The 19,841-nt window shown below is 69.5% G+C and carries 23 protein-coding genes and 1 tRNA gene; 20 read left to right on the plus strand and 4 right to left on the minus strand.

All coding sequences use genetic code 11. The annotated features are described in order from the left end of the window. Positions 1–58 precede the first annotated feature (58 nt). The 12 genes from steA (at position 59) to M3330_RS22205 (ending at position 11,941) form a co-directional block, all read left to right on the plus strand. Positions 59–1,243, plus strand: a complete 1,185-nt coding sequence (gene steA / locus M3330_RS22150) for a putative cytokinetic ring protein SteA (protein ID WP_006552723.1) — start codon at positions 59–61, stop codon at positions 1,241–1,243. Beyond that, entirely contained in the window at positions 1,240–2,190 is a 951-nt protein-coding gene (locus tag M3330_RS22155) for a copper transporter (protein WP_019289621.1), read from the plus strand. Before steA ends, M3330_RS22155 begins: the two co-directional genes overlap by 4 nt. A gap of 159 nt (positions 2,191–2,349) precedes the next feature. Beyond that, entirely contained in the window at positions 2,350–4,104 is a 1,755-nt protein-coding gene (locus tag M3330_RS22160) for a CTP synthase (protein ID WP_024101113.1), read from the plus strand. Between the two features lie 5 nt (positions 4,105–4,109). Beyond that, complete coding sequence (locus tag M3330_RS22165; protein WP_006552726.1) at positions 4,110–4,736, plus strand: NUDIX hydrolase; 627 nt, start codon at positions 4,110–4,112, stop codon at positions 4,734–4,736. A gap of 3 nt (positions 4,737–4,739) precedes the next feature. Further along, positions 4,740–5,711 (plus strand): site-specific tyrosine recombinase XerD, encoded by a 972-nt coding sequence (gene xerD, locus M3330_RS22170; protein ID WP_052040137.1) that lies wholly within the window; start codon positions 4,740–4,742, stop codon positions 5,709–5,711. Between the two features lie 134 nt (positions 5,712–5,845). Continuing rightward, entirely contained in the window at positions 5,846–6,829 is a 984-nt protein-coding gene (locus M3330_RS22175) for a ParA family protein (protein ID WP_255026375.1), read from the plus strand. Positions 6,830–6,897: 68 nt separating this feature from the next. Further along, positions 6,898–7,731, plus strand: coding sequence for a ScpA family protein (locus M3330_RS22180; RefSeq protein ID WP_254707586.1), 834 nt, complete (start codon positions 6,898–6,900; stop codon positions 7,729–7,731). Positions 7,732–7,862: 131 nt separating this feature from the next. Further along, entirely contained in the window at positions 7,863–8,495 is a 633-nt protein-coding gene (gene scpB / locus M3330_RS22185; protein ID WP_255029005.1) for an SMC-Scp complex subunit ScpB, read from the plus strand. Positions 8,496–8,505: 10 nt separating this feature from the next. Beyond that, the gene (locus M3330_RS22190; RefSeq protein WP_255026376.1) at positions 8,506–9,648 is read left to right on the plus strand and encodes a pseudouridine synthase; all 1,143 of its coding nucleotides are present in this window, start codon (positions 8,506–8,508) and stop codon (positions 9,646–9,648) included. Positions 9,649–9,680: 32 nt separating this feature from the next. Then, positions 9,681–10,343, plus strand: a complete 663-nt coding sequence (cmk, locus tag M3330_RS22195; RefSeq protein WP_039585988.1) for a (d)CMP kinase — start codon at positions 9,681–9,683, stop codon at positions 10,341–10,343. After that, complete coding sequence (der, locus tag M3330_RS22200) at positions 10,340–11,770, plus strand: ribosome biogenesis GTPase Der (protein WP_019289613.1); 1,431 nt, start codon at positions 10,340–10,342, stop codon at positions 11,768–11,770. The genes cmk and der overlap by 4 nt, the downstream gene beginning before the upstream one ends. A 97-nt stretch (positions 11,771–11,867) precedes the next feature. Beyond that, positions 11,868–11,941: transfer RNA gene (locus M3330_RS22205), tRNA-Pro, on the plus strand. 523 nt (positions 11,942–12,464) lie between these two features. Here the strand turns inward: M3330_RS22205 and M3330_RS22210 are convergent. After that, entirely contained in the window at positions 12,465–12,860 is a 396-nt protein-coding gene (locus M3330_RS22210; RefSeq protein ID WP_006552734.1) for a RidA family protein, read from the minus strand. A gap of 126 nt (positions 12,861–12,986) precedes the next feature. On the opposite strand from M3330_RS22210, the gene M3330_RS22215 reads away from it, so the two are divergent. Next, positions 12,987–14,003: a YafY family protein gene (locus M3330_RS22215; protein WP_019289611.1), complete on the plus strand. Its 1,017-nt coding sequence runs from the start codon at positions 12,987–12,989 to the stop codon at positions 14,001–14,003. Here the strand turns inward: M3330_RS22215 and M3330_RS24560 are convergent. Further along, entirely contained in the window at positions 13,930–14,136 is a 207-nt protein-coding gene (locus M3330_RS24560) for a hypothetical protein (RefSeq protein ID WP_200886509.1), read from the minus strand. The two genes, M3330_RS22215 and M3330_RS24560, sit on opposite strands and share 74 nt — an antisense overlap. On the opposite strand from M3330_RS24560, the gene M3330_RS22220 reads away from it, so the two are divergent. Both M3330_RS22220 and M3330_RS22225 read left to right on the plus strand, forming a co-directional pair. Further along, positions 14,081–14,302, plus strand: coding sequence for a hypothetical protein (locus tag M3330_RS22220; protein ID WP_255026377.1), 222 nt, complete (start codon positions 14,081–14,083; stop codon positions 14,300–14,302). The genes M3330_RS24560 and M3330_RS22220 overlap by 56 nt on opposite strands. Before the next feature lie 122 nt (positions 14,303–14,424). After that, positions 14,425–14,841, plus strand: coding sequence for a VOC family protein (locus tag M3330_RS22225; protein WP_120282966.1), 417 nt, complete (start codon positions 14,425–14,427; stop codon positions 14,839–14,841). Positions 14,842–14,855: 14 nt separating this feature from the next. Here the strand turns inward: M3330_RS22225 and M3330_RS22230 are convergent, their stop codons facing one another. Both M3330_RS22230 and M3330_RS22235 read right to left on the minus strand, forming a co-directional pair. Next, positions 14,856–15,251: an MmcQ/YjbR family DNA-binding protein gene (locus tag M3330_RS22230; RefSeq protein WP_200358098.1), complete on the minus strand. Its 396-nt coding sequence runs from the start codon at positions 15,249–15,251 to the stop codon at positions 14,856–14,858. 40 nt (positions 15,252–15,291) lie between these two features. Then, entirely contained in the window at positions 15,292–16,320 is a 1,029-nt protein-coding gene (locus tag M3330_RS22235) for a phosphotransferase family protein (RefSeq protein ID WP_200358096.1), read from the minus strand. 197 nt (positions 16,321–16,517) lie between these two features. Here M3330_RS22235 and M3330_RS22240 point away from each other — a divergent pair, with 197 nt between their 5' ends. The 5 genes from M3330_RS22240 to M3330_RS22260 all read left to right on the plus strand — a co-directional run bounded on the left by M3330_RS22240 (position 16,518) and on the right by M3330_RS22260 (position 19,836). Further along, on the plus strand, positions 16,518–17,135 hold the full coding sequence (locus M3330_RS22240; protein WP_033098314.1) for a CoA pyrophosphatase: 618 nt from the start codon (positions 16,518–16,520) through the stop codon (positions 17,133–17,135). Between the two features lie 110 nt (positions 17,136–17,245). After that, positions 17,246–17,848 (plus strand): CDP-alcohol phosphatidyltransferase family protein, encoded by a 603-nt coding sequence (locus M3330_RS22245; protein WP_006552741.1) that lies wholly within the window; start codon positions 17,246–17,248, stop codon positions 17,846–17,848. A 4-nt stretch (positions 17,849–17,852) separates the two neighbouring features. Next, positions 17,853–18,716 carry a DUF881 domain-containing protein gene (locus M3330_RS22250; RefSeq protein WP_255026380.1) on the plus strand — a complete coding sequence of 288 codons (864 nt, stop codon included), beginning with the start codon at positions 17,853–17,855 and terminating at the stop codon, positions 18,714–18,716. Continuing rightward, a complete protein-coding gene (locus M3330_RS22255) occupies positions 18,713–19,072 on the plus strand; it encodes a small basic family protein (protein ID WP_006552743.1) in 360 nt (119 codons plus the stop codon). Before M3330_RS22250 ends, M3330_RS22255 begins: the two co-directional genes overlap by 4 nt. A gap of 2 nt (positions 19,073–19,074) precedes the next feature. Continuing rightward, positions 19,075–19,836, plus strand: coding sequence for a DUF881 domain-containing protein (locus tag M3330_RS22260; protein WP_006552744.1), 762 nt, complete (start codon positions 19,075–19,077; stop codon positions 19,834–19,836). The last annotated feature ends 5 nt before the right edge of the window (positions 19,837–19,841 follow it).

Raw genomic sequence — 19,841 nt, forward strand, 5'->3', positions numbered from 1 at the left:
ACACGACTACCGGCGCGCCTCCACAACCTCACTCGTATACCGGCGCATCATCTCTTGCATGAAGATGCCGGCGCTGCTGTCCCGTAACAACGAAACGTTGCCCGGAGTGAGTGGCATTGCCCGGGTCGACAGGAACACCGCGAAGCTGCTGCGCCGGATCGGTCCCGGCGACGTGGTCGTCCTCGACGCCATCGACCTCGATCGTGTCACCGCCGATGCGCTCGTCGAGGCGGGCGTCACCGCGGTGATCAACGCGTCCCCGTCGATCTCGGGCCGGTACCCGAATCTCGGTCCCGAAGTGATCGTCGCGCACGACATCGTGCTCGTCGACAACGTCGGCACCGAGGTCTTCAAGAAGATCAAGGACGGCGCGAAGGTCCGGGTGCACGAGGGTGGCGTGTACGCGGGGGAGAAGCTGCTCATCGAGGGCGACGAGCAGACCGACATCGAGATCTCCGACCGCATGATCGAGGCGCGAACCGGGCTCGTCGATCACCTCGAGGCGTTCTCGGGCAACACCATCGAGTTCATCCGCTCGGAGAGCCCGCTGCTCATCGACGGCGTCGGCATCCCCGACATCGACCTGGACCTGCGCGACCGGCACGTCGTCGTCGTCTCCGACGGCCCCGGGCATGTGCAGGACCTCAAGGATCTCAAGCCGTTCATCAAGGAGTACTCACCGATCCTGGTGGGCGTCGGCCCCGGCGCGGACGCCCTCTCCAAGGCGGGCTATCGCCCCGACCTCATCGTCGGCGACCCCGACGAGATCGGCACTTCCACCCTCAAATCGGGCGCCGAAGTGGTGCTGCCCGCCGACCCGGACGGCCACGCCCCGGGTCTCGAGCGGATACAGGATCTCGGCATCGGCGCGATGACCTTCCCCGCCGTCGGCACCCCCACCGACCTGGCGCTGCTGCTCGTCGAGCATCACGGTGCGGCGCTGGTGGTGACCGTCGGCAGCACTGTCTCGCTCGACGAGTTCTTCGACCACGGCCGTCGCGACACCAATCCGTCGGCGGTGATGACCCGTCTGAAGGTCGGGCCGAAACTCGTCGATGCGAAGGCGGTGGCCACCCTCTACCGCAGCCGCGTCTCGGGCGGCGTGATCGCCCTGCTCGTCTTCGCGGCCCTCATCGCCGTGATCGCCGCACTCGCCGTGTCCAATCTCGGTGCCGACGTCGTCGAACTCGCCCGGCAGTGGTGGGACTCCGCCGTCGAGTGGATTCGGGGTCTGCGCGCGTGATCTCGATGCGCCATCACGTCGTCTCCCTGGTGGCGGTGTTCCTCGGCCTGGCGGTCGGGATCGTGCTCGGCTCCGGATTGCTGGCCGACAGCGTCGTCTCCGGCTTGCGCGACGACAAGGCCGAGCTGCGCCGCGAGATCCAGGAGGCCGAGGACCACGGCAGCCGGCTCGAGGCACAACTGCTCGCCGCCGACGGGTTCGACTCGACCGTCGGCCCGCGGATCGTGCGCGACGAACTCCTCGACCGCACCGTCCTTCTCGTGACCACCCCGGACGCCGCACCCGAGGACGTCGACGCCGTCGTGCGGTCCGTCGGTGATGCCGGCGGCCGGGTCACCGCCCGGATCGCGCTGACCGATTCGTTCGTCGACGCCTCCGGCACCGACCAGCTCCGCACAACCGTCACCAACGTCGTGCCCGCCGGCGTGGAACTGCAGACCGGCGCCGTCGACCCGGGCAGTCTCGCCGGGGATCTGCTCGGCGCGGTGCTGCTCGTCGACCCGGGCACCGGGCAACCGCGCAGCACCCCCGAGGAACGCGCCCTCGCCCTGACCACGCTGCGCAGCGGCGGTTTCGTCACCTACGAGGACGGCCAGGTCGAACCGGCCCAGAGCGCCCTCGTTGTCACCGGCGACCACAGCGGCAACGCCGAACGCGCCGGCAATCGCGGGTCGCTCATCGCGCGCTTCGCCGGAGTCGTCGACGGCCGCGGCGCCGGCGCGGTGCTCGCCGGCCGCACGGGGGCAGCGGAGGGCAACGGACCGATCGCCGTCGTGCGGGCCGACGCCGCGCTCGCCGCGGGCCTGTCCACGGTCGACAATCTCGACCGCGAATCGGGGCGCCTGACGACGGTTCTGGCGCTGCGCGAGCAGTACGACGGGGGCACCGGCCGGTACGGGACGGGGCCGAGCGCCACCGCCGTCACAGTCGGCTCCCCGGCCCGCTGAGCGTCGCCGCCTGTGACGTCGATTGCACCGAGGGTCGGCAATCGCGAGTCGGGTACGCGCCCGCCCACGGAGGTGTTACCGTGAAGTTCCGTGGGTCGGCAGGCCCCAGCTGTATCGCATCAGTCCAAAAGTCCTGCACCTGACGTCACGGGAGCTTCTTTGCCACAGTCACGCCACTCGCGTACCCCTACCAAGCACATCTTCGTCAGCGGGGGCGTCGCGTCCTCTCTCGGCAAGGGGCTCACAGCGTCGAGCCTGGGCACTCTGCTCACCGCACGCGGCATGCGCGTGACGATGCAGAAGCTCGACCCGTACCTCAATGTCGACCCCGGCACGATGAATCCGTTCCAGCACGGTGAGGTCTTCGTCACCGAGGACGGCGCCGAGACCGACCTCGACGTGGGCCACTACGAGCGCTTCCTCGACCGCGACCTGTCCGCCGACGCGAACGTCACCACCGGGCAGGTGTACTCCACGGTCATCGCCAAGGAACGCCGCGGCGAATATCTCGGCGACACCGTGCAGGTCATCCCGCACATCACCGACGAGATCAAGCGCCGCATCCTCGCGATGGCCGCACCCGACTCCGAGGGCCAGACCCCCGACGTGGTGATCACCGAGATCGGCGGCACCGTCGGCGACATCGAGTCGCAGCCCTTCCTCGAGGCCGCCCGCCAGGTGCGCCACGAGGTCGGCCGCGACAACTGCTTCTTCCTGCACGTCTCGCTCGTGCCCTATCTCGGGCCGTCCGGTGAGCTGAAGACCAAGCCGACCCAGCACTCGGTGGCCGCGCTGCGCAACATCGGTATCCAGCCCGACGCGCTCGTGCTGCGCTGCGACCGCGACGTGCCGGCCTCGCTCAAGGCGAAGATCTCGCTGATGTGCGACGTCGACGTCGCCGGCTGCATCTCCTGCCCCGACGCGCCGAGCATCTACGACATCCCGAAGGTGCTGCACAGCGAGGGACTCGACGCCTACGTCGTGCGCCAGCTCGGCCTGCCCTTCCGGGACGTCGACTGGACCGTGTGGGGCAACCTGCTCGAGCGGGTCCACAACCCCCGCGAGACCGTCGAGGTCGCGCTCGTCGGCAAGTACATCGACCTGCCCGACGCCTACCTGTCGGTCACCGAGGCACTGCGCGCCGGCGGTTTCGCGCACCGCGCGAAGGTCAAGATCCGCTGGGTCGCCTCCGACGAGTGCGAGACCGAGGCCGGTGCCGAGAAGCACCTCGGCGACGTCGACGCCGTCCTGATCCCCGGCGGCTTCGGCATCCGCGGCATCGAGGGCAAGCTCGGCGCCATCCGGTTCGCCCGCACCCGCCGGATCCCGCTGCTCGGCCTGTGCCTGGGCCTGCAGTGTGTCGTCATCGAGGCCGCGCGGTCGGTCGGCATCGAGGACGCGTCGTCCACCGAGTTCGATCCCGACACCACCGCCCCGGTGATCTCCACGATGGCGGACCAGGAACAGGCGGTCGCCGGTGAGGCCGATCTCGGCGGCACCATGCGTCTCGGTGCCTACCCGGCCACGCTGAAGAAGGGCTCGGTCGTGGCCAGGGCCTACGGCAGCGAGCAGGTCTCCGAACGGCACCGGCACCGCTACGAGGTCAACAACGCCTACCGCGACAAGATCGCCAAGTCCGGTCTGGTGTTCTCCGGCACCTCCCCGGACGGGCGACTCGTCGAGTTCGTCGAGTACCCGGCCGAGCAGCATCCGTTCTTCGTCGCCACCCAGGCGCACCCGGAACTCAAGAGCCGGCCCACCCGCCCGCACCCGCTGTTCTCCGGCCTCGTTGCCGCGGCACTGCAGTACAAGGCGGCTGAGCGACTCCCGGTCGACATCCACGGCGAGAACAGCACCTCCGAGGAATCGGTCGGCTCGACCGCGTCGACGTCCACCGCCGGCGACGCCGAGTAGTCGACATGGCGCAGCGACACGACTTCCGCACCCTGGACAGCCGGCGGATCTACACGGGCGCCATCGTGTCGCTGCGCGTCGACAACGTGGCGATGCCCGACGGCCACACCGCCGAACGCGAAGTGGTCGAACACCACGGTGCGGTCGCGGTGGTGGCCGTCGACGAGAAGGACCGGGTGGTGCTCGTGCACCAGTACCGGCACCCGCTCGGCCGGCGACTGTGGGAACTGCCCGCCGGGCTGCTCGACGCACCCGGCGAGGACCCCCTCGACACCGCCCGCCGCGAACTCGCCGAGGAGACCGGCCTGGCCGCCGCCGACTGGGAACTCCTCGTCGACATCGCGCTCTCACCCGGATTCACCGACGAAGCCGTGCGCGTCTTCGCCGCCCGCGGCTTGAGCGAGGTCGACCGGCCCGAACCCGAGCACGAGGAGGCCGATCTCGAGGTCCGCCGCGTCCCGGTGGACGAGGCCGTGGCGATGGTGCTGCGCGGGGAGATCGTCAACGCCACCGCGGTGTCCGGTCTCCTCGCGTTCGCAACCGCCCGCGCGACGGGCACCGCGACCCGCGCACCGGACGCGCCCTGGCCGGACCGGCCCACCACCTTCGCCCGCACGCGCGCGGAGGGGTGAGCAGTGCTGCCCGGTGAGGAGCGTCCCGCCACGCAGGTCGCTCCGCAGCCGTCCCCGACACTCACCGGGCAACTCGACGCCTATCTCGCGCACCTGACCGTCGAACGGGGGGTCGCGACGAACACCCTCGCCTCCTACCGCCGCGACCTGCTGCGCTACGTCGAACACCTCACCGACATCCACATCGGTGACCTCGCCGACGTGCACGAACACCACATCAGCGACTTCGCCGCGAGCCTGCGCCGCGGAGACCCGGAACGCAACCGCCCGGCGCTGGCAGCGAGCTCGGCCGCCCGCGCCCTGATCGCCGTGCGCGGCCTGCACCGCTTCGCCGCCGCCGAAGGACAGACCCCGGTCGACGTCGCCCGCACCGTCAAACCCCCGGCGCCCGGGCGTCGCCTGCCCAAGGCGCTGACCGTCGACCAGGTCACCGCGATCCTCGACGCCGCCGGCCGCGACGCCGACGGACCCCGCAGCATGCGCGACCGCGCCCTGCTCGAACTGCTGTACTCCACCGGCGCCCGCATCTCCGAGGCCGTCGGGCTCGACGTCGACGACATCCACACCGAATCACGCTCCGTGCTGCTGCGCGGCAAGGGCGGCAAACAGCGACTCGTCCCGGTCGGACGCCCGGCGCTCGGCGCGCTCGACGCCTATCTCGTGCGGGGACGACCCGCCCTGACAACCGGCCGCACCGCCGCGGTCTTCCTCAACGCGCGCGGCGGCCGCCTGTCGCGGCAGAGCGCGTGGAAGGTGCTGCAGACCGCCGCCGAGCGCGCCGGAGTCGACGTCGGGGTGTCGCCGCACACGCTGCGGCACTCCTTCGCGACGCACCTGCTCGACGGTGGCGCCGACGTACGCGTGGTACAGGAGTTACTGGGGCATGCTTCTGTGACGACCACGCAGATATACACCCTGGTCACCGCCGGTGCCCTCCGGGAGGTATGGGCGCAGGCGCATCCGCGGGCACGATGACCGACTCCGCAGGGGACGCGTGTCCGTGCGGTGATCCTGCCGACGAAGCGGTAGCGTTCTGTGGACGAGCCGCCGGGTCACCCGACGGGTCGACGAGAAGACATCCGGGTCGCAAGACAGGGGGAGTACCGAACGTGGGCACACCTCGGCCACCCGCCACGTACACGGAGCCGGAGCACCTCCGGTCGAACACCGTCCCGGTCGACGCACACGGCTGCGAGGACACCGACAGAACGTCCACCACCGAGCCTTCCACCACCTCCGGAACCGCTGCCGAGCCCGATCTCGGACCGACCGGCCGGCCACGCCGTCCCGTCCCGGAACCGGTGCCGTTGTCCACCCACGGACCGGCCCGCATCATCGCGATGTGCAACCAGAAGGGCGGGGTCGGCAAGACCACCTCGACCATCAACCTCGGGGCGTCCCTCGCCGAGTACGGGCGCCGCGTCCTGCTCGTCGACCTCGACCCGCAGGGCGCACTGTCCGCCGGACTCGGCGTCGCCCACCACGATCTCGATCTCACCGTGCACAACCTGCTCGTCGAACCGCGGGTGTCCACCGACGACGTGCTCGTGCGCACCCACGTCGAGGGCCTCGACCTGCTGCCGAGCAACATCGACCTGTCGGCGGCCGAGATCCAGCTCGTCTCCGAGGTCGGCCGCGAACAGGCCCTGGGCCGCGCCCTGTACCCGGTGCTCGACCGCTACGACTACATCCTCGTCGACTGCCAGCCGTCGCTGGGGTTGCTCACCGTCAACGCGCTCGCCTGCGCCGACTCGGTGCTCATCCCCATGGAATGCGAGTTCTTCAGCCTGCGCGGCCTGGCGCTGCTCAACGACACCGTCGCCAAGGTCCGCGACCGGCTCAACCCGAAGCTGACCGTTGCCGGCATCCTCGTCACCATGTTCGATCAGCGCACCCTGCACGGTCGTGAGGTGATGTCGCGGGTCGTGGAGGTCTTCGGCGATCTCGTCTACGACGCCGTCATCAACCGCACCGTCAAGTTCCCCGAGACCAGCGTCGCCGGCGAACCCATCACCCGCTGGGCGCCCACCTCTGCCGGCGCCGAATCGTACCGCGCACTCGCGCGGGAAGTGATCCACCGGAGCGGTCGCTGAGCCCCGTGCACGCTCCCGTCCAGGACTCTGCGGACACCGGCACGGCACCCGATGTGGAGGTCGACGCGGTGGTCCTCGAGGAACCCACCGAACCGGACCGGCCGGAGGTCGAGGAGACCACCTCGGGCTTCCATGTGCGCCTGCGCAACTTCGAGGGGCCGTTCGACCTGCTGCTCACCCTCATCTCGCAGCGTCGCCTCGACGTCACCGAGGTGGCCCTCCACGAGGTCACCGACGACTTCATCGCCTACACCCGCAAACTCGGTCCCGAACTCGGCCTCGACCAGACCACCGAGTTCCTGGTCGTCGCCGCGACCCTGCTCGACCTCAAAGCCGCCCGGCTGCTGCCCGCCGGCGAGGTCGACGACCCCGAGGACCTCGCCCTGCTCGAAGCCCGCGACCTGCTGTTCGCGCGTCTGCTGCAGTACCGGGCCTACAAGCAGATCGCCGAACAGTTCGCCGCCCTCGAGGCCGCCGCCCTGCGCCGCTATCCGCGCGCGGTGTCGCTCGAGGAGTGCTACGAGAATCTCGTACCGGAGGTCGTGCTCGGTGTCGACGCGCACCGCTTCGCCGAGATCGCGGCCGCGGCGTTCCGGCCGAAACCACCACCGACCGTCGGCCTCGACCACCTGCACACTCCGAAGGTGTCGGTTCCCGAACAGGCCGCCCACATCCTCGGTCTGCTGCGCGCCCGCGGCGCCGGCGTCTGGGTCGGATTCGACGAACTCGTCGCCGACTGCGATCTCGGACTGCTCGTCGTCGCCCGGTTCCTCGCGCTGCTCGAGCTCTACCGCGAACGTGCCGTCACCTTCGAACAACCCGACCCGCTCGGACATCTGCAGGTCGCGTGGACGGGGGAGAACGACGGGGAGGCCATCGATTTCGAGGAGGACTACGGGTGAACGACGACACCGTCGCGCGGGAGCACGCGCACGAGAGTGACGCTGCGCCGGGGAGCACGGACGACACCGCGCGGGAACGTGACGAAGACACTGCTGCGCCGGAACGCGCGTGGGACGGTGAACTTCTCGAGATCGCCGCCGACGAACTCACTGCGGCACTCGAGGCACTGTTGCTCGTCGTCGACACCCCCGCGCCGACCGAGCAGCTCGCGACCGCCATCGGGGTCACCGCCGACCACGCCGAGGCCGCACTGCGGCGTCTCGCACAGGACCTCACCGCGCGCGGATCCGGCATCGACCTGCGGTTCGCGGGCGACGGCTGGCGCTTCTACACGCGCCGCGATTTCGCGCCCTACGTCGAGAAGCTGCTGCAGGGTGGCGCGCGCACCAAGCTCACCCGCGCCGCACTCGAGACGCTCGCCGTGATCGCCTACCGGCAACCGGTCACGCGCAGCCGTGTCCGTGCCGTGCGTGGCGTCAACGTCGATGGGGTGATGCGCACCCTGCTCGCGCGCGATCTGATCGCCGAGACGGGCACCGATCCGGAGACCGGCGGCACGCTCTACGTCACCACGGAGCTGTTCCTCGAACGCCTCGGCCTGGCATCTCTGCAGGATCTGCCGCCCGTTGCGCCGCTTCTGCCCGATGTCGATGTGATCGACGACATCGCCGACAGTCTCGAGTCGGACCCACGATTTGAGAGAATGGATAGGAACGCGCGTCCCGAGACTCTCTCGCCCGCGGAGTTCGATCCAGAGAACTGACAGGAACCAAGTGAATACACCCGCTCGCCGTGATGGCACACCGGACCGTAGAAGAAACAATCCTCGTAGCGCGAACACGCGCAACACCGGGGGATCCCGCTCGGGACGCGCGGAAGCACCGCGTTCCGGAGGACGCACCGAAGCTCCCCGTTCGGGGGAGCGCACCGACTCACCCCGCTCCGATCGCCGGGCCACTCCAGGCCAGTCGGCCGGAGGTCGCAAACCGGCACAGTCGGCCGGAGGTCGCAAACCGGCACAGTCGGCCGGAGGTCGCAAACCGCACCGCAAGGGCACCTCGACCGGTAAGCCCTCCAAGCCTGCCGCCAAGCGCGTCGCGCAGCGCGTCGTTCCGACCGTGAGCAACGCCCGTCCCGCGCGGCACCAGCATCGCGAAGCCGGCCCCGCCCAGCTGCCCGCCGGTGAAGGCGTGCGGCTGCAGAAGGTGCTCGCCCAGGCCGGCGTCGCCTCGCGCCGCGCCGCCGAGGAACTCATCGCCGCGGGTCGCGTCGAGGTCGACGGCAACATCGTCGTCGAGCAGGGCCTGCGCGTGGACCCGGAGAACGCCGTGATCCGGGTCGACGGCGTCCGCGTCGTCATCAACAAGGATCTCGTGCACCTCGTGCTGAACAAGCCCCGCGGCTGGCAGTCCACGATGTCCGACGATCTCGGCCGTCCGTGCGTCGGCGACATCGTCTCCGAACGCGTCGCCGCCGGGCAGCGCCTGTTCCACGTCGGTCGTCTCGACGCCGACACCGAAGGGCTGCTGCTGCTCACCAACGACGGCGAACTGGCCCATCGGCTGATGCACCCGTCCTTCGAGGTGCCCAAGACCTATCTGGCGACCGTCAAGGGTGTGCTCGCCCGCGGTGTCGGCAAGCAGCTCAAGGCAGGCATCGAACTCGAGGACGGACCCGCCTCCGTCGACGAGTTCTCGCTGCTCGAGGTCCACGAGGGCCAGTCGCTGGTGCGGCTCGTGCTGCACGAGGGACGCAAGCACATCGTGCGACGTCTGCTCGATGCGGTCGGGTTCCCCGTGATCCGGCTCGTGCGCACCAACATCGGTCCCGTGGCGCTCGGCGACCAGCGTCCCGGCACCCTCCGTGTCCTCGGCCGCAACGAGGTCGGGGGCCTGTACCAGGCGGTGAAGCTGTGACCGGAGCACCGGCCGACGCGTTGGTCGTCGCGATGGACGGGCCGTCCGGCACGGGCAAGTCCACCGTCTCCAAGCGTCTCGCGCAGCATCTCGGTGCCGCCTATCTCGACACCGGCGCGATGTACCGCATCGCGACGCTGCACGCCCTGCGCCGCGGCACCGATCTGACCGATCCGGCCGCGATCGCCGCGGTCACCGCCGGCCTGCCGTGGTCGATCGGCACCGACCCCACCGTCGAGGACATCCGCCTCGACGGGGACGACGTGCGCGAGGTCATCCGCGGCGCCGAGGTCACGGCCGCGGTCTCCGCGGTCTCCGCCGTGCCCGAGGTGCGCACCCTGCTCGTCGAGGCCCAGCAGCGGCTCGGCCGCGCCGAGCACCGCGTCGTGATCGAAGGACGCGACATCGGCACCGTCGTCTTCCCCGACGCGGACGTGAAGATCTTCCTCACCGCTTCGGCGGAGGCCCGCGCGCACCGGCGCAACAACCAGAACATCGCCGAGGGTCGCGGCGACGACTACGAGGCGGTCCTCGCCGCGGTGCAGCGCCGCGACCACCTCGACTCCACCCGCGCGGTGTCCCCGCTGCGTGCGGCGGACGACGCGGTCGTCGTGGACACCAGCGACATGAACATCGACGAGGTGATCGCCGCGCTGCTCGCGGTGGTCGCCGAGCAGACTGGAGCGAAGCTGTGAGCGACGACCTGAGTACCGACTACACCGGGTTCGACGGCGACGGCACGTGGTCGGAAGAAGGCGACTGGGACATCGAATTCGCCGAGGGCGGCGACCTCGAGGAGTTCGTCCCGGTCCCGACCGTCGCCGTGGTCGGCCGACCGAACGTCGGCAAATCCACCCTGGTCAACCGCATCATCGGCCGACGGGAAGCCGTCGTCGAGGACGTCCCGGGCGTCACCCGCGACCGCGTCTCGTACGAGGCGTCGTGGAACGGCCGCCGGTTCATGGTGCAGGACACCGGCGGATGGGAACCCGACGCGAAGGGCATGCAGCAGTCCGTGGCCCGCCAGGCGGAGGTCGCGATGCGCACCGCCGACGCGATCCTCGTCGTCGTCGATGCCACCGTGGGCGCCACCAGCGTGGACGAGGCCGTCGCGAAGGTGCTGCGTCGGTCGAAGACTCCGGTGCTGCTCGTGGCGAACAAGGTAGACGACGACCGTGTCGAATCCGAAGCCGCGACACTGTGGTCCCTCGGACTCGGCCAGCCCTATTCGGTATCGGCCACCCACGGTCGCGGCACCGGTGATCTGCTCGACGAGCTGCTCGCCAAGCTGCCGGCCACGCCCCGCGAGGGTACCGGTGGGGAAGGGCCTCGCCGCGTCGCGCTGGTGGGCAAGCCGAACGTCGGCAAGTCGAGCCTGCTCAACAAGCTCGCCGGCGACGAACGGTCGGTGGTGCACGACATCGCCGGCACCACCGTCGACCCGGTGGACTCGATCGTCGAGCTCGGCGGCAAGCCGTGGCGCTTCGTCGACACCGCCGGTCTGCGCAAGCGCGTCAACAGTGCGTCCGGCGCCGAGTTCTACGCCTCCCTGCGCACGCGGGGTGCGATCGACGCGGCCGAGGTGGCGGTGCTGCTCATCGACGCCTCGCAGCCCATCACCGAGCAGGACCAGCGGGTTATCACGATGGTCGTCGAGTCCGGGCGCGCCCTGGTGATCGCGTTCAACAAGTGGGATCTCGTCGACGAGGATCGCCGCTACGAACTCGGCCGCGAGATCGACCGCGACCTGTTGCGGGTGCCGTGGGCATCGCGGGTGAACATCTCCGCCAAGACCGGTCGCGCGGTGCAGAAGCTCGTCCCGGCCATGGAGACGGCCCTCGAGTCGTGGGACAAGCGCATCTCGACCGGACGCCTGAACTCGTGGCTCAAGGAGGTCGTGGCCGCGACTCCGCCGCCGATGCGCGGCGGTCGCCTGCCCCGGGTGTTGTTCGCCACCCAGGCGGCTACGCGGCCGCCGACCTTCGTGCTGTTCACCACGGGCTTCCTCGAGGCCGGCTACCGCCGCTTCCTCGAGCGTCGCCTGCGGGAGGAGTTCAACTTCGACGGCAGTCCCGTGCGGATCTCGGTGCGCGTGCGGGAGAAGCGCGACCGCCGCAAGTGAGCTCCCGACGCCCGGTCGTGAAAACGCGCTGACCAGCCGATTAGTGTTTCGGTCCGTTCCTGTTGTAATCTCTGAGAGCGCTCGGAGAGAGCGCGGACGGGCTGTGGCGCAGCTTGGTAGCGCACTTGACTGGGGGTCAAGTGGTCGCAGGTTCAAATCCTGTCAGCCCGACGTAAATGCCCAGGTGAGAGTAAGTTTCTCGCCTGGGCTTCGTCATGTCCCCGGGGGCGTTTTTGCCTGGTCCCCCGGCCGGCCGAGCAGCCGCGTCGGTGCGGTGCGGTGCGCGACGTTGGCTCGGCGGCTTCCTGTGGATAAGGGGACCAGAGCCGCAGCGAAGCGGTCGATCGGCGGTCACAGCCTGCGCCCCTGCCGGGCTCGCGGTGCCTTGGACTTCGCGGCACCGCGAGACGATCTGCTGAGAAGGGCGTTGGCCTGCCGGTAGTCGATTTTCACCTGGGCGAGGGCGGCCTGGAGCCTGAGCGAGTTGGTCCAGGCGTACTCGGGTCCCTGGACACCCCGGCGCCGGCGCACTCCAGCAACAGGCGGACGTTCGCTTCCCGCAGCCCCTCCAAGAAGGCGCCGATATCGCAGCCATAGACCCCGATCGTCATGATCGTGAGCATCGTATGCTCCCCATCTTCCTGCTGCTCGCGCCGGCGAGACCGGCACGAGCAGCAGGAGTGGCAAGGCCGCGTTACGCGACAGCGGTTCCTTCGAGTTCGATCATCTGACCGGGGATCGCCAGCCGCGTCACCCCGAGCATCGTGGTTGTGGGCGCGACGCCCGCGGCGCCGAGCCGCCCGGCGAGCACGCCGTAGTGCGGGAACAGCGCGTCCACGTCGGTGGTGTACACGTTGAGCCTGACGAGGTCTGTTAGGGACATGCCGGCCTCGGCGAGCACGGCTTCGAGGTTGTCCACGGCCAGCGCGAGCTGGGCCGCGATGTCCCCGTCGTGCTCGGGCCGGCCGTCCTTGCTCATCGCGGTCTGCCCCGAGATGTAGAGGGTCCGGGTGTGCCCTGCGACGACCTCGCCCTGGTTGAATCCCATCTCCTGCGACCATGTCACCGGGTTGACCGCTGTTCGTTCCATTGCCACTCCAATCGTTGCGACTGCGAGCGCCCGGCGGCCGGGTGGCCGCCGTCCTCAACGCCCGCAAACTCAGCCTCCCAACAAAACGCGACATCTTGTGTCATGATTTTTGATAGGAATGAAACTATGCGAGCCGATCGGTTGGTCTCACTGGTGCTGCTGCTGCGCCAGCGGGGTCGGATGACCGCGGACGAGCTCGCCGGCGAGCTGGAGGTCTCCGCCCGCACGGTGCTGCGCGACATCGAGGCGCTGTCCACTGCCGGCGTCCCGGTCTACGCCGATCGCGGGCGACACGGCGGGTTTTCCCTGCTTCCCGGCTTCCGCACGGAGCTGACCGGACTGAACCATGACGAAGCCCTCGCGCTGCTGACCGCCGGGTCGGGCCGCGGCGAGAAGGTCTTCGGCCTCGGCACCGCGCTCGCTTCCGCGATGCGCAAGGTGGTCGATGCGCTGCCCGAAGGCCACCGCACCAGCCTGGACGATGCGGCCCGGCGGTTCCTGGTCGAGCCCGACACCGACCTGCTCTCACGACGGCTGGTCACCGAGGACGTGGCGAGTGGCGTGATGGGCGTAGTCCGCCATGCCGTGCTCACCGGGCACAAGCTTCGCTTCCAGTACACCGCACCGGACAAGGCACCCCGCTGGCACGCCGTCGATCCGATCGGTCTGGTCACCGTTCGCGGCCGCACCTACCTGCTGGCCACCAAGTCGGGAGAGGATCGGACGTACCGGCTCTCGCGCATGGTGACCGCCGAGGAGCTTCCGGAACTGGCCGAGCGTCCCGCGCAGATTGACCTCGACCGCATCTGGGCCGAGCGCAGCGCCCAGTTCTTGTCGAAGAACCACATCCCTGTGCTGGTCAGGGTCGAACCCACGCGACGTGAGGAGTTGCTGAACACCGCGCGAGCTGTCCGCGCCGAGGAACCGGAGGAAGACGGCTGGGTGCGTCTCGACGTGACCTTCGAGGACCTGCGGCACGCTGTCTGGGCGATCTGGCAGCTCGACACCGCCGCCGAAGTCCTCGCACCCGAGTCGCTGCGTGCGGCCCTCCGCGACCGGGCGGCAACCCTCAATGCCAGATACGAGAGCTTTGCCCGGTCACCTGCGGAGCCTTCGCGCGGCTCAACGCCCGACAGCCACTAGGAGTGACGCCCACGCTACGGCGAAACTGACGGGCAGCGAAGTTCGGATCGCCCCACCCCACCCGCTCAGCGATCGTCGTGATCGGCGCAGCCGTGGTGCGCAGACATGCTGCCGTTCGCTCCGTCCGGAGCATCGTCGGGTACGCGATCGGAGATTGCCCGAAGGGCGACGACGCCGAGGCAACGGTTTCCGACGGCGACGTCTCGTCGTGGGCGGTCCCGCGACGTGCGGTCGGGTGCGTGCCGGCCGACCTGATCGACCGGCCCGAGTACGCCGGCGCCACAGTGACGGTCTCCTGACACGGATCGCGCCGAACGCTCCCGGATCCGGTGCGCACCGTCCACGATGAGAAATGCGTCGGCGGATGGTCACTCTCCGTGCGGCACCATCCGTGCCCTGCGGCACCCGCGAAAGGACCACGATGACCACACGATTCAATCCCTATCTCGCATTCCGCGATTCCGCGCGCGAGGCCATGGAGTTCTACAGGTCGGTGTTCGGCGGCGAACTGACGGTGAGCAGGTTCGCGGACATGAACGCCTCGCAGGATCCGAGCGAGGACGACAAGGTGATGCACTCGATGCTCACCACCGACCGCGGCTTCGTGCTCATGGCCTCGGACACCCCGAACGGCATGGACTACACGCCCGGTACGAACTTCTCGCTGTCGCTCAGCGGGGACGACGAGAGCGTGCTCCGGGGTTGGTGGGACGCGCTGAGCGACAGCGGTCGCGTCGACATGCCGCTCGAACGTGCCCCCTGGGGCGATCTGTTCGGCGTGTGCACCGACCGCTTCGGCGTGTCGTGGATGGTCAGCATCGGCGACCAGCAGGGCTGAACCCGCGGCGCCCGTCAGCCGAGGCGGGCGTCGAGCTCGCGCACCAGTTTCGGTGGCGCGGTCTGCCGATAGGACATGTCGAGCAGTTCGGCGACCTCGTCCCAGTCCACCTCCGGACGGGCGAGGTCGTACCCGACCCACCCGGACGGCCCGAAATACATCGGCACGTAGGTGTGGGGTTCCTCGAGCAGCGCGCGGCGTTCCTCCTCGTCGGGCTTGACGATGAGGGAGCGGGGAAACGGTGCGCGGGTGCCCTTCTCGGCGCCTCCGTAGACCGTGAAGGCCGTCCGGGTGGAGAAGAACGGACGGCCGTGCGAGATCTTCTCGCTCGCGCCGGGCAGGGCCAGCGCGAGCGAGCGCACACGGGCAAGCAGGGGATCCGCCTCGTCGAACATCACCGGATGCGGCATGAGCGGAGCGTACCGAGCGACTACGACAACGGTCGCGCGATCAACTCCTCCGACTCTTCAGCGCATCGATACCGGCGTGCAACAGCGGCTCGACGCCGCGGCCGAGTTCCTCGAACCCCTCGCCGACCGTCTTGCCCTGACGGAACCGGAAGTAGATGCCCTCGAGGATCACCGCGAGCTTGTAGTAGGCCAGGGCGAGGTGGAACGCCATGTCCGACAGGTCGCGTCCACCGGCGGCCTCGTACCGCGCGAGCAGTTCGTCGTCGCCGAGGAAGCCCGGAGCGCGGGACACCGTCGAGACGGGGAATTCCGTGTTCTCCCGCGCCAGCCGCTGGTAGACCAGCAGCAACGCCACATCGGTGAGGGGATCGCCGATCGTGGCCATCTCCCAGTCCAGCACCGCGACCACCTTGTCGTCGTCGTCGACGAGGACGTTGTCGAGCCGGTAGTCGCCGTGCACGATGCCCACCTCGCCGTCGCCCGGCAGATTGTCGACGAGCAGCCGGTGAAGCTCGTCGGCGCCGTCGAGGTCCCGGCTGTGCGAGTGCTCGAGCTGGGTGGTCCAGCGCCGCACCTGCCGCTCGAGGAAGCCCTGGGGGCGGCCGAAATCCTCGAGTCCCACGGCGGACGGGTCCACCGCGTGCAGGGCGGCCAGGGTGTCGACCATCCGCTCGGAGATCACGCGCGTGCGCTCGGCGCCGAGCGGTTCGAGTTGCTCCGCGGTGCGATAGGGCGTCCCCACGACCAGATCCATGAGATAGAAGGGCGCGCCGAGCACCGAATCGTCCTCGCACAGCAGATGCGAGCGGGGGACCGGTACCGCGGTGCCGGCGAGCGCGGAGATGACGCGGTACTCGCGAGCCATGTCGTGTGCGGTCGCGAGGACGTGTCCGAGTGGGGGACGGCGCAACACCAGCCGCCGATCGCCGTCGGTCACCTCGTAGGTGAGATTCGAGCGTCCGCCGCTGATCAGGCGCGCGCGGAGGGGACCGGAGAACAGGTCGGGGGCGGAGGTCTGCAGATAGGCATCGAGCGCATCGAGGTCGAGGCCGGCGGGCACGTCGTTCATCGAGCTCCTTTCCGTCGGCTCACACTATGACCGCGGGTGGGGATCCGTGTTCGGAGAACTCCCACCCCACGCAGATAATCCGGACTGCACGGAAACCATAAATATTCAGAACTCCCCCCTTCGAGGCCGGTGTCACCGACACCGGCCAGGGCATGCGCCTAGCCGCCAGGGCAGTTGTGACGAACTACTGTCGACCCATGCCCGCTGCTCACCCTCTCGACAGAGACAACGTCCGCGACGCGCTGGACGCGTTCGACTCGCGCCGACTGCCGCTCGACGGCCGCCGGCACGCAGCCGTCGTCGTGGCGGTGCTCGACGACGGGAACGGCAACCCCGTCATGCCCCTCACGCGGCGCCCCACGCGTCTGCGGGCGCATCCCGGCCAGTTCGCGTTGCCGGGCGGGCGTCTGGACGAGGGGGAGCAGGCCGAGGAGGCCGCCTTGCGCGAGTTGCACGAGGAACTCGGACTCGACCTCGGCCCCGAGGCCGTGCTCGGCCGGCTCGACGACTACATCACGCGCTCCGGTTACGTCATGTCGCCGTTCGTCGTGTGGTCGGACACCGCCGTGACCGATCTGAAGCCCAGCCCCGACGAGGTCGACGTGCTCTTCGCCGTCACCACCGACGAACTCGACGTCGATCCGCGCTTCGTCACCATCCCCGAATCCGACAAGCCGGTGATCCAGTGGCCCTTCCGCGGTCACCTCGTGCACGCACCGACCGCCGCGGTGGTCTACCAGTTCCGCGAGGTCGTGCTGCGCCGGCGGGCCACGCGCATCGACGGTCTCGAGCAGCCGGTCTTCGCCTGGCGTTGACACCCCGGAATCTCCGGTCGCGCGGCTGTGGAAGGCTGGACTCCGTGCCCGAACGGAACTCCGGCGGGGCACCACGAGAACGACCTCACGAGAACACGGAGCGGCCCACCATGACCGATGCGACCGGAACCGCCGACGCGCGCGGATCGGACCGCATCCTCACCGTGCCGAACGTCCTCAGCTTCGTCCGACTGCTGGGTGTGCCCGTCTTCCTCTATCTCGTCCTCGTCGCCCACGCCGATGTCTGGGCGCTGATCCTGCTGGCCGCGAGCAGCATCACCGACTGGGCCGACGGCAAACTCGCCCGGTTGCTCGACCAGACCTCCCGACTCGGCGCCCTTCTCGATCCCGCCGTCGACCGCCTCTACATCGTGGCCACCCTCGTCGCCCTCGTGGCGCGCGACATCGTGCCCTGGTGGATCGCGGTGATCCTCGTCGGCCGCGAACTCGTCCTGGCCCCGACGCTGGCCGTCTACCGGCGCCGGGAACTGCCCCCGCCGGACGTGCTGTACCTCGGCAAGGGCGCCACCTTCCTGCTCATGTGCGCACTGCCGCTGATGCTCGGGGCCGTCGCAGTGCCCGCCTCGGAGCCGATCACCGGCCCGCTCGGCTGGGCTGCCCTGATCTGGGGGACCGTGCTGTACGTGTGGACCGGCCTGCTGTACCTCGGGCAGGCCGTCGTGACGGCACGGATCGTGCCGGCCGGGCGGTGATCCGATGAGCCGCGCATGGGAACGCATCCGGCGCAATCCGGTGCCCTCGCTCCTGAAGTCGCTCCTCGAGGATCATCTCGACCCCGGCTACGCCGCGTCCGCCGCGGACCGGGCGGCAGGGCGCTCGAGCACCTCTCCGCGCGCGTCGCGCGCGTGGCTCGGCGTCGGAGTTCTCCTCGCCGGCCTCGTGATCGGCGTCGCGTACGCGCAGAACGCCGACGTGCAGGCCGGCACCGACAGCACCCGCGCCGAGATCCTCGACTCCCTTCGGGCAGGGGACGAACGCATCGCCGCGCTCACTGCCCAGCGGGACGAACTCGGTGCCGCGGTCGACGAACGACGCACCGCCCTGTTCTCCGACGGAGGCGACGGCGCGACCATCCTCGACCGACTCCGCGACGCCGAGGCCGCAGCCGCAGCAACACCGGTGCGTGGTCCGGGGATCACGGTCACCCTCACCGAACCCGCCGCGCGACCGAACCTGTCGGATGCGGCACGACTCGAGGACCGGCCCACCGCGCTCGTCCTCGACCGCGACCTGCAGTCGGTCGTCAACGCGCTGTGGGCGGCCGGTGCGGAGGCCGTCGAGGTCGGGGGCGTGCGGGTGGGTCCCGGGGTGACCGTCCGGCAGGCCGGGGGAGCGATGCTCGTCGACAACCGGCCCGTATTCTCCCCGTACACGGTCTCGGCGGTGGGATCTCCCTCCCGACTGCAGACGACCTTCGTCGTCAGCGACGCCTACCTGCGCATCGCGGGGATACAGCAGCTCTACGGGGTGGGATTCACCCTCGCAGAGGAGGACGATCTCGAGTTTCCGGCCGCCACGGTCCGGAAACTCGGCAGCAGTGGAGAAACGGGGTACAGGTGAAGCGACTCGAACACGGTCACGCGCTCTACGCGGTGCTCGCACTGGCGATCGGGATCGGCGCCGGAATCGTGTTCAGCCCACAGGTACCCGATGTCGTGCAGCCCTACCTGCCCATCGCGGTGGTCGCCGCGCTCGACACGGTCTTCGGCGGTCTACGCGCCTATCTCGACGACATCTTCGACGCGAAGGTGTTCGTGGTGTCGTTCGTCTTCAACGTCCTCGTCGCCGCCCTGATCGTGTGGCTCGGCGACCAGCTCGGCGTGGGCACCCAGTTGTCGACCGCGGTCATCGTCGTCCTCGGCATCCGTATCTTCGGAAACGCTGCAGCCCTACGTCGTCGCCTGTTCGGGGCCTGACCGTGACCGAACCGCAACAACCCCGCCCCGCACCCGACACCGGCGCAACGCCCGAAACCGGCACTGCGCGCGCCACCCGATCGCAACGCGTCTTTCTCGTCCTCGCGGCGATTCTCGTCGTCCTGCTCGGCGCCGGCATCGCCACCCAGGTGCGTACGACCGATACCGGCGACGACCTCGACTCGGCGCGCCCTGCGGACCTGCTCGTGCTGCTCGACAACCTCAATCGCCGCGAAGCCGCTCTCCGCCAGGAGATCACCGAACTCGAGCGCACCCTCTCGAGTCTCGAACAGGAAGGCTCGGAAGCGGCACTCGAGGAAGCCCGCACGCGCCTGTACACGCTGTCGGCGCAACTCGGCACCGAACCCGCCACCGGGCCCGGAGTGGTTCTCACCGTCGACGATCCGCGCGAGGGTGTCGGATCGGAGGTGCTGCTCGACATGATCCAGGAGCTGCGCGCGGCGGGTGCCGACACGATGCAGATCGCCGGGGCGAACGGTGAGACCGTGCGCATCGGGGTCGATTCGTGGGTCACCGGACCGGGCGGCGACATCGTCGTCGACGACCGCCGACTCGATGCTCCGTACACCGTCACCGCCATCGGTGACGGACCGACTCTCGCCGCCGCGCTGAACATTCCCGGCGGAGTGGTCGACACGGTCGCCCGTGCGGGCGGATCATTGTCCGTAGAACAGTCTCCGCAGGTGGAGGTGTCCGCCTTGCGGGAGATCGAGCCACGCCAATACTCTCAGCCCGGTAACTGAATCCG

This window comes from Rhodococcus sp. GA1 (assembly GCF_024321955.1).
Lineage (GTDB): Bacteria > Actinomycetota > Actinomycetes > Mycobacteriales > Mycobacteriaceae > Rhodococcus > Rhodococcus pyridinivorans.

Excerpts from the sequence above, each read along its gene's own strand:
- steA (WP_006552723.1), top strand. The coding sequence starts at position 59 with ATGAAGATGCCGGCGCTGCTGTCCCGTAACAACGAAACGTTGCCCGGA.
- M3330_RS22165 (WP_006552726.1), top strand. The coding sequence starts at position 4,110 with ATGGCGCAGCGACACGACTTCCGCACCCTGGACAGCCGGCGGATCTAC.
- cmk (WP_039585988.1), top strand. The coding sequence starts at position 9,681 with ATGGACGGGCCGTCCGGCACGGGCAAGTCCACCGTCTCCAAGCGTCTC.
- M3330_RS22210 (WP_006552734.1), bottom strand. The coding sequence starts at position 12,860 with ATGGAACGAACAGCGGTCAACCCGGTGACATGGTCGCAGGAGATGGGA.
- M3330_RS22215 (WP_019289611.1), top strand. The coding sequence starts at position 12,987 with ATGCGAGCCGATCGGTTGGTCTCACTGGTGCTGCTGCTGCGCCAGCGG.
- M3330_RS24560 (WP_200886509.1), bottom strand. The coding sequence starts at position 14,136 with ATGCTCCGGACGGAGCGAACGGCAGCATGTCTGCGCACCACGGCTGCG.
- M3330_RS22225 (WP_120282966.1), top strand. The coding sequence starts at position 14,425 with ATGACCACACGATTCAATCCCTATCTCGCATTCCGCGATTCCGCGCGC.
- M3330_RS22230 (WP_200358098.1), bottom strand. The coding sequence starts at position 15,251 with ATGCCGCATCCGGTGATGTTCGACGAGGCGGATCCCCTGCTTGCCCGT.
- M3330_RS22235 (WP_200358096.1), bottom strand. The coding sequence starts at position 16,320 with ATGAACGACGTGCCCGCCGGCCTCGACCTCGATGCGCTCGATGCCTAT.
- M3330_RS22240 (WP_033098314.1), top strand. The coding sequence starts at position 16,518 with ATGCCCGCTGCTCACCCTCTCGACAGAGACAACGTCCGCGACGCGCTG.
- M3330_RS22245 (WP_006552741.1), top strand. The coding sequence starts at position 17,246 with ATGACCGATGCGACCGGAACCGCCGACGCGCGCGGATCGGACCGCATC.
- M3330_RS22250 (WP_255026380.1), top strand. The coding sequence starts at position 17,853 with ATGAGCCGCGCATGGGAACGCATCCGGCGCAATCCGGTGCCCTCGCTC.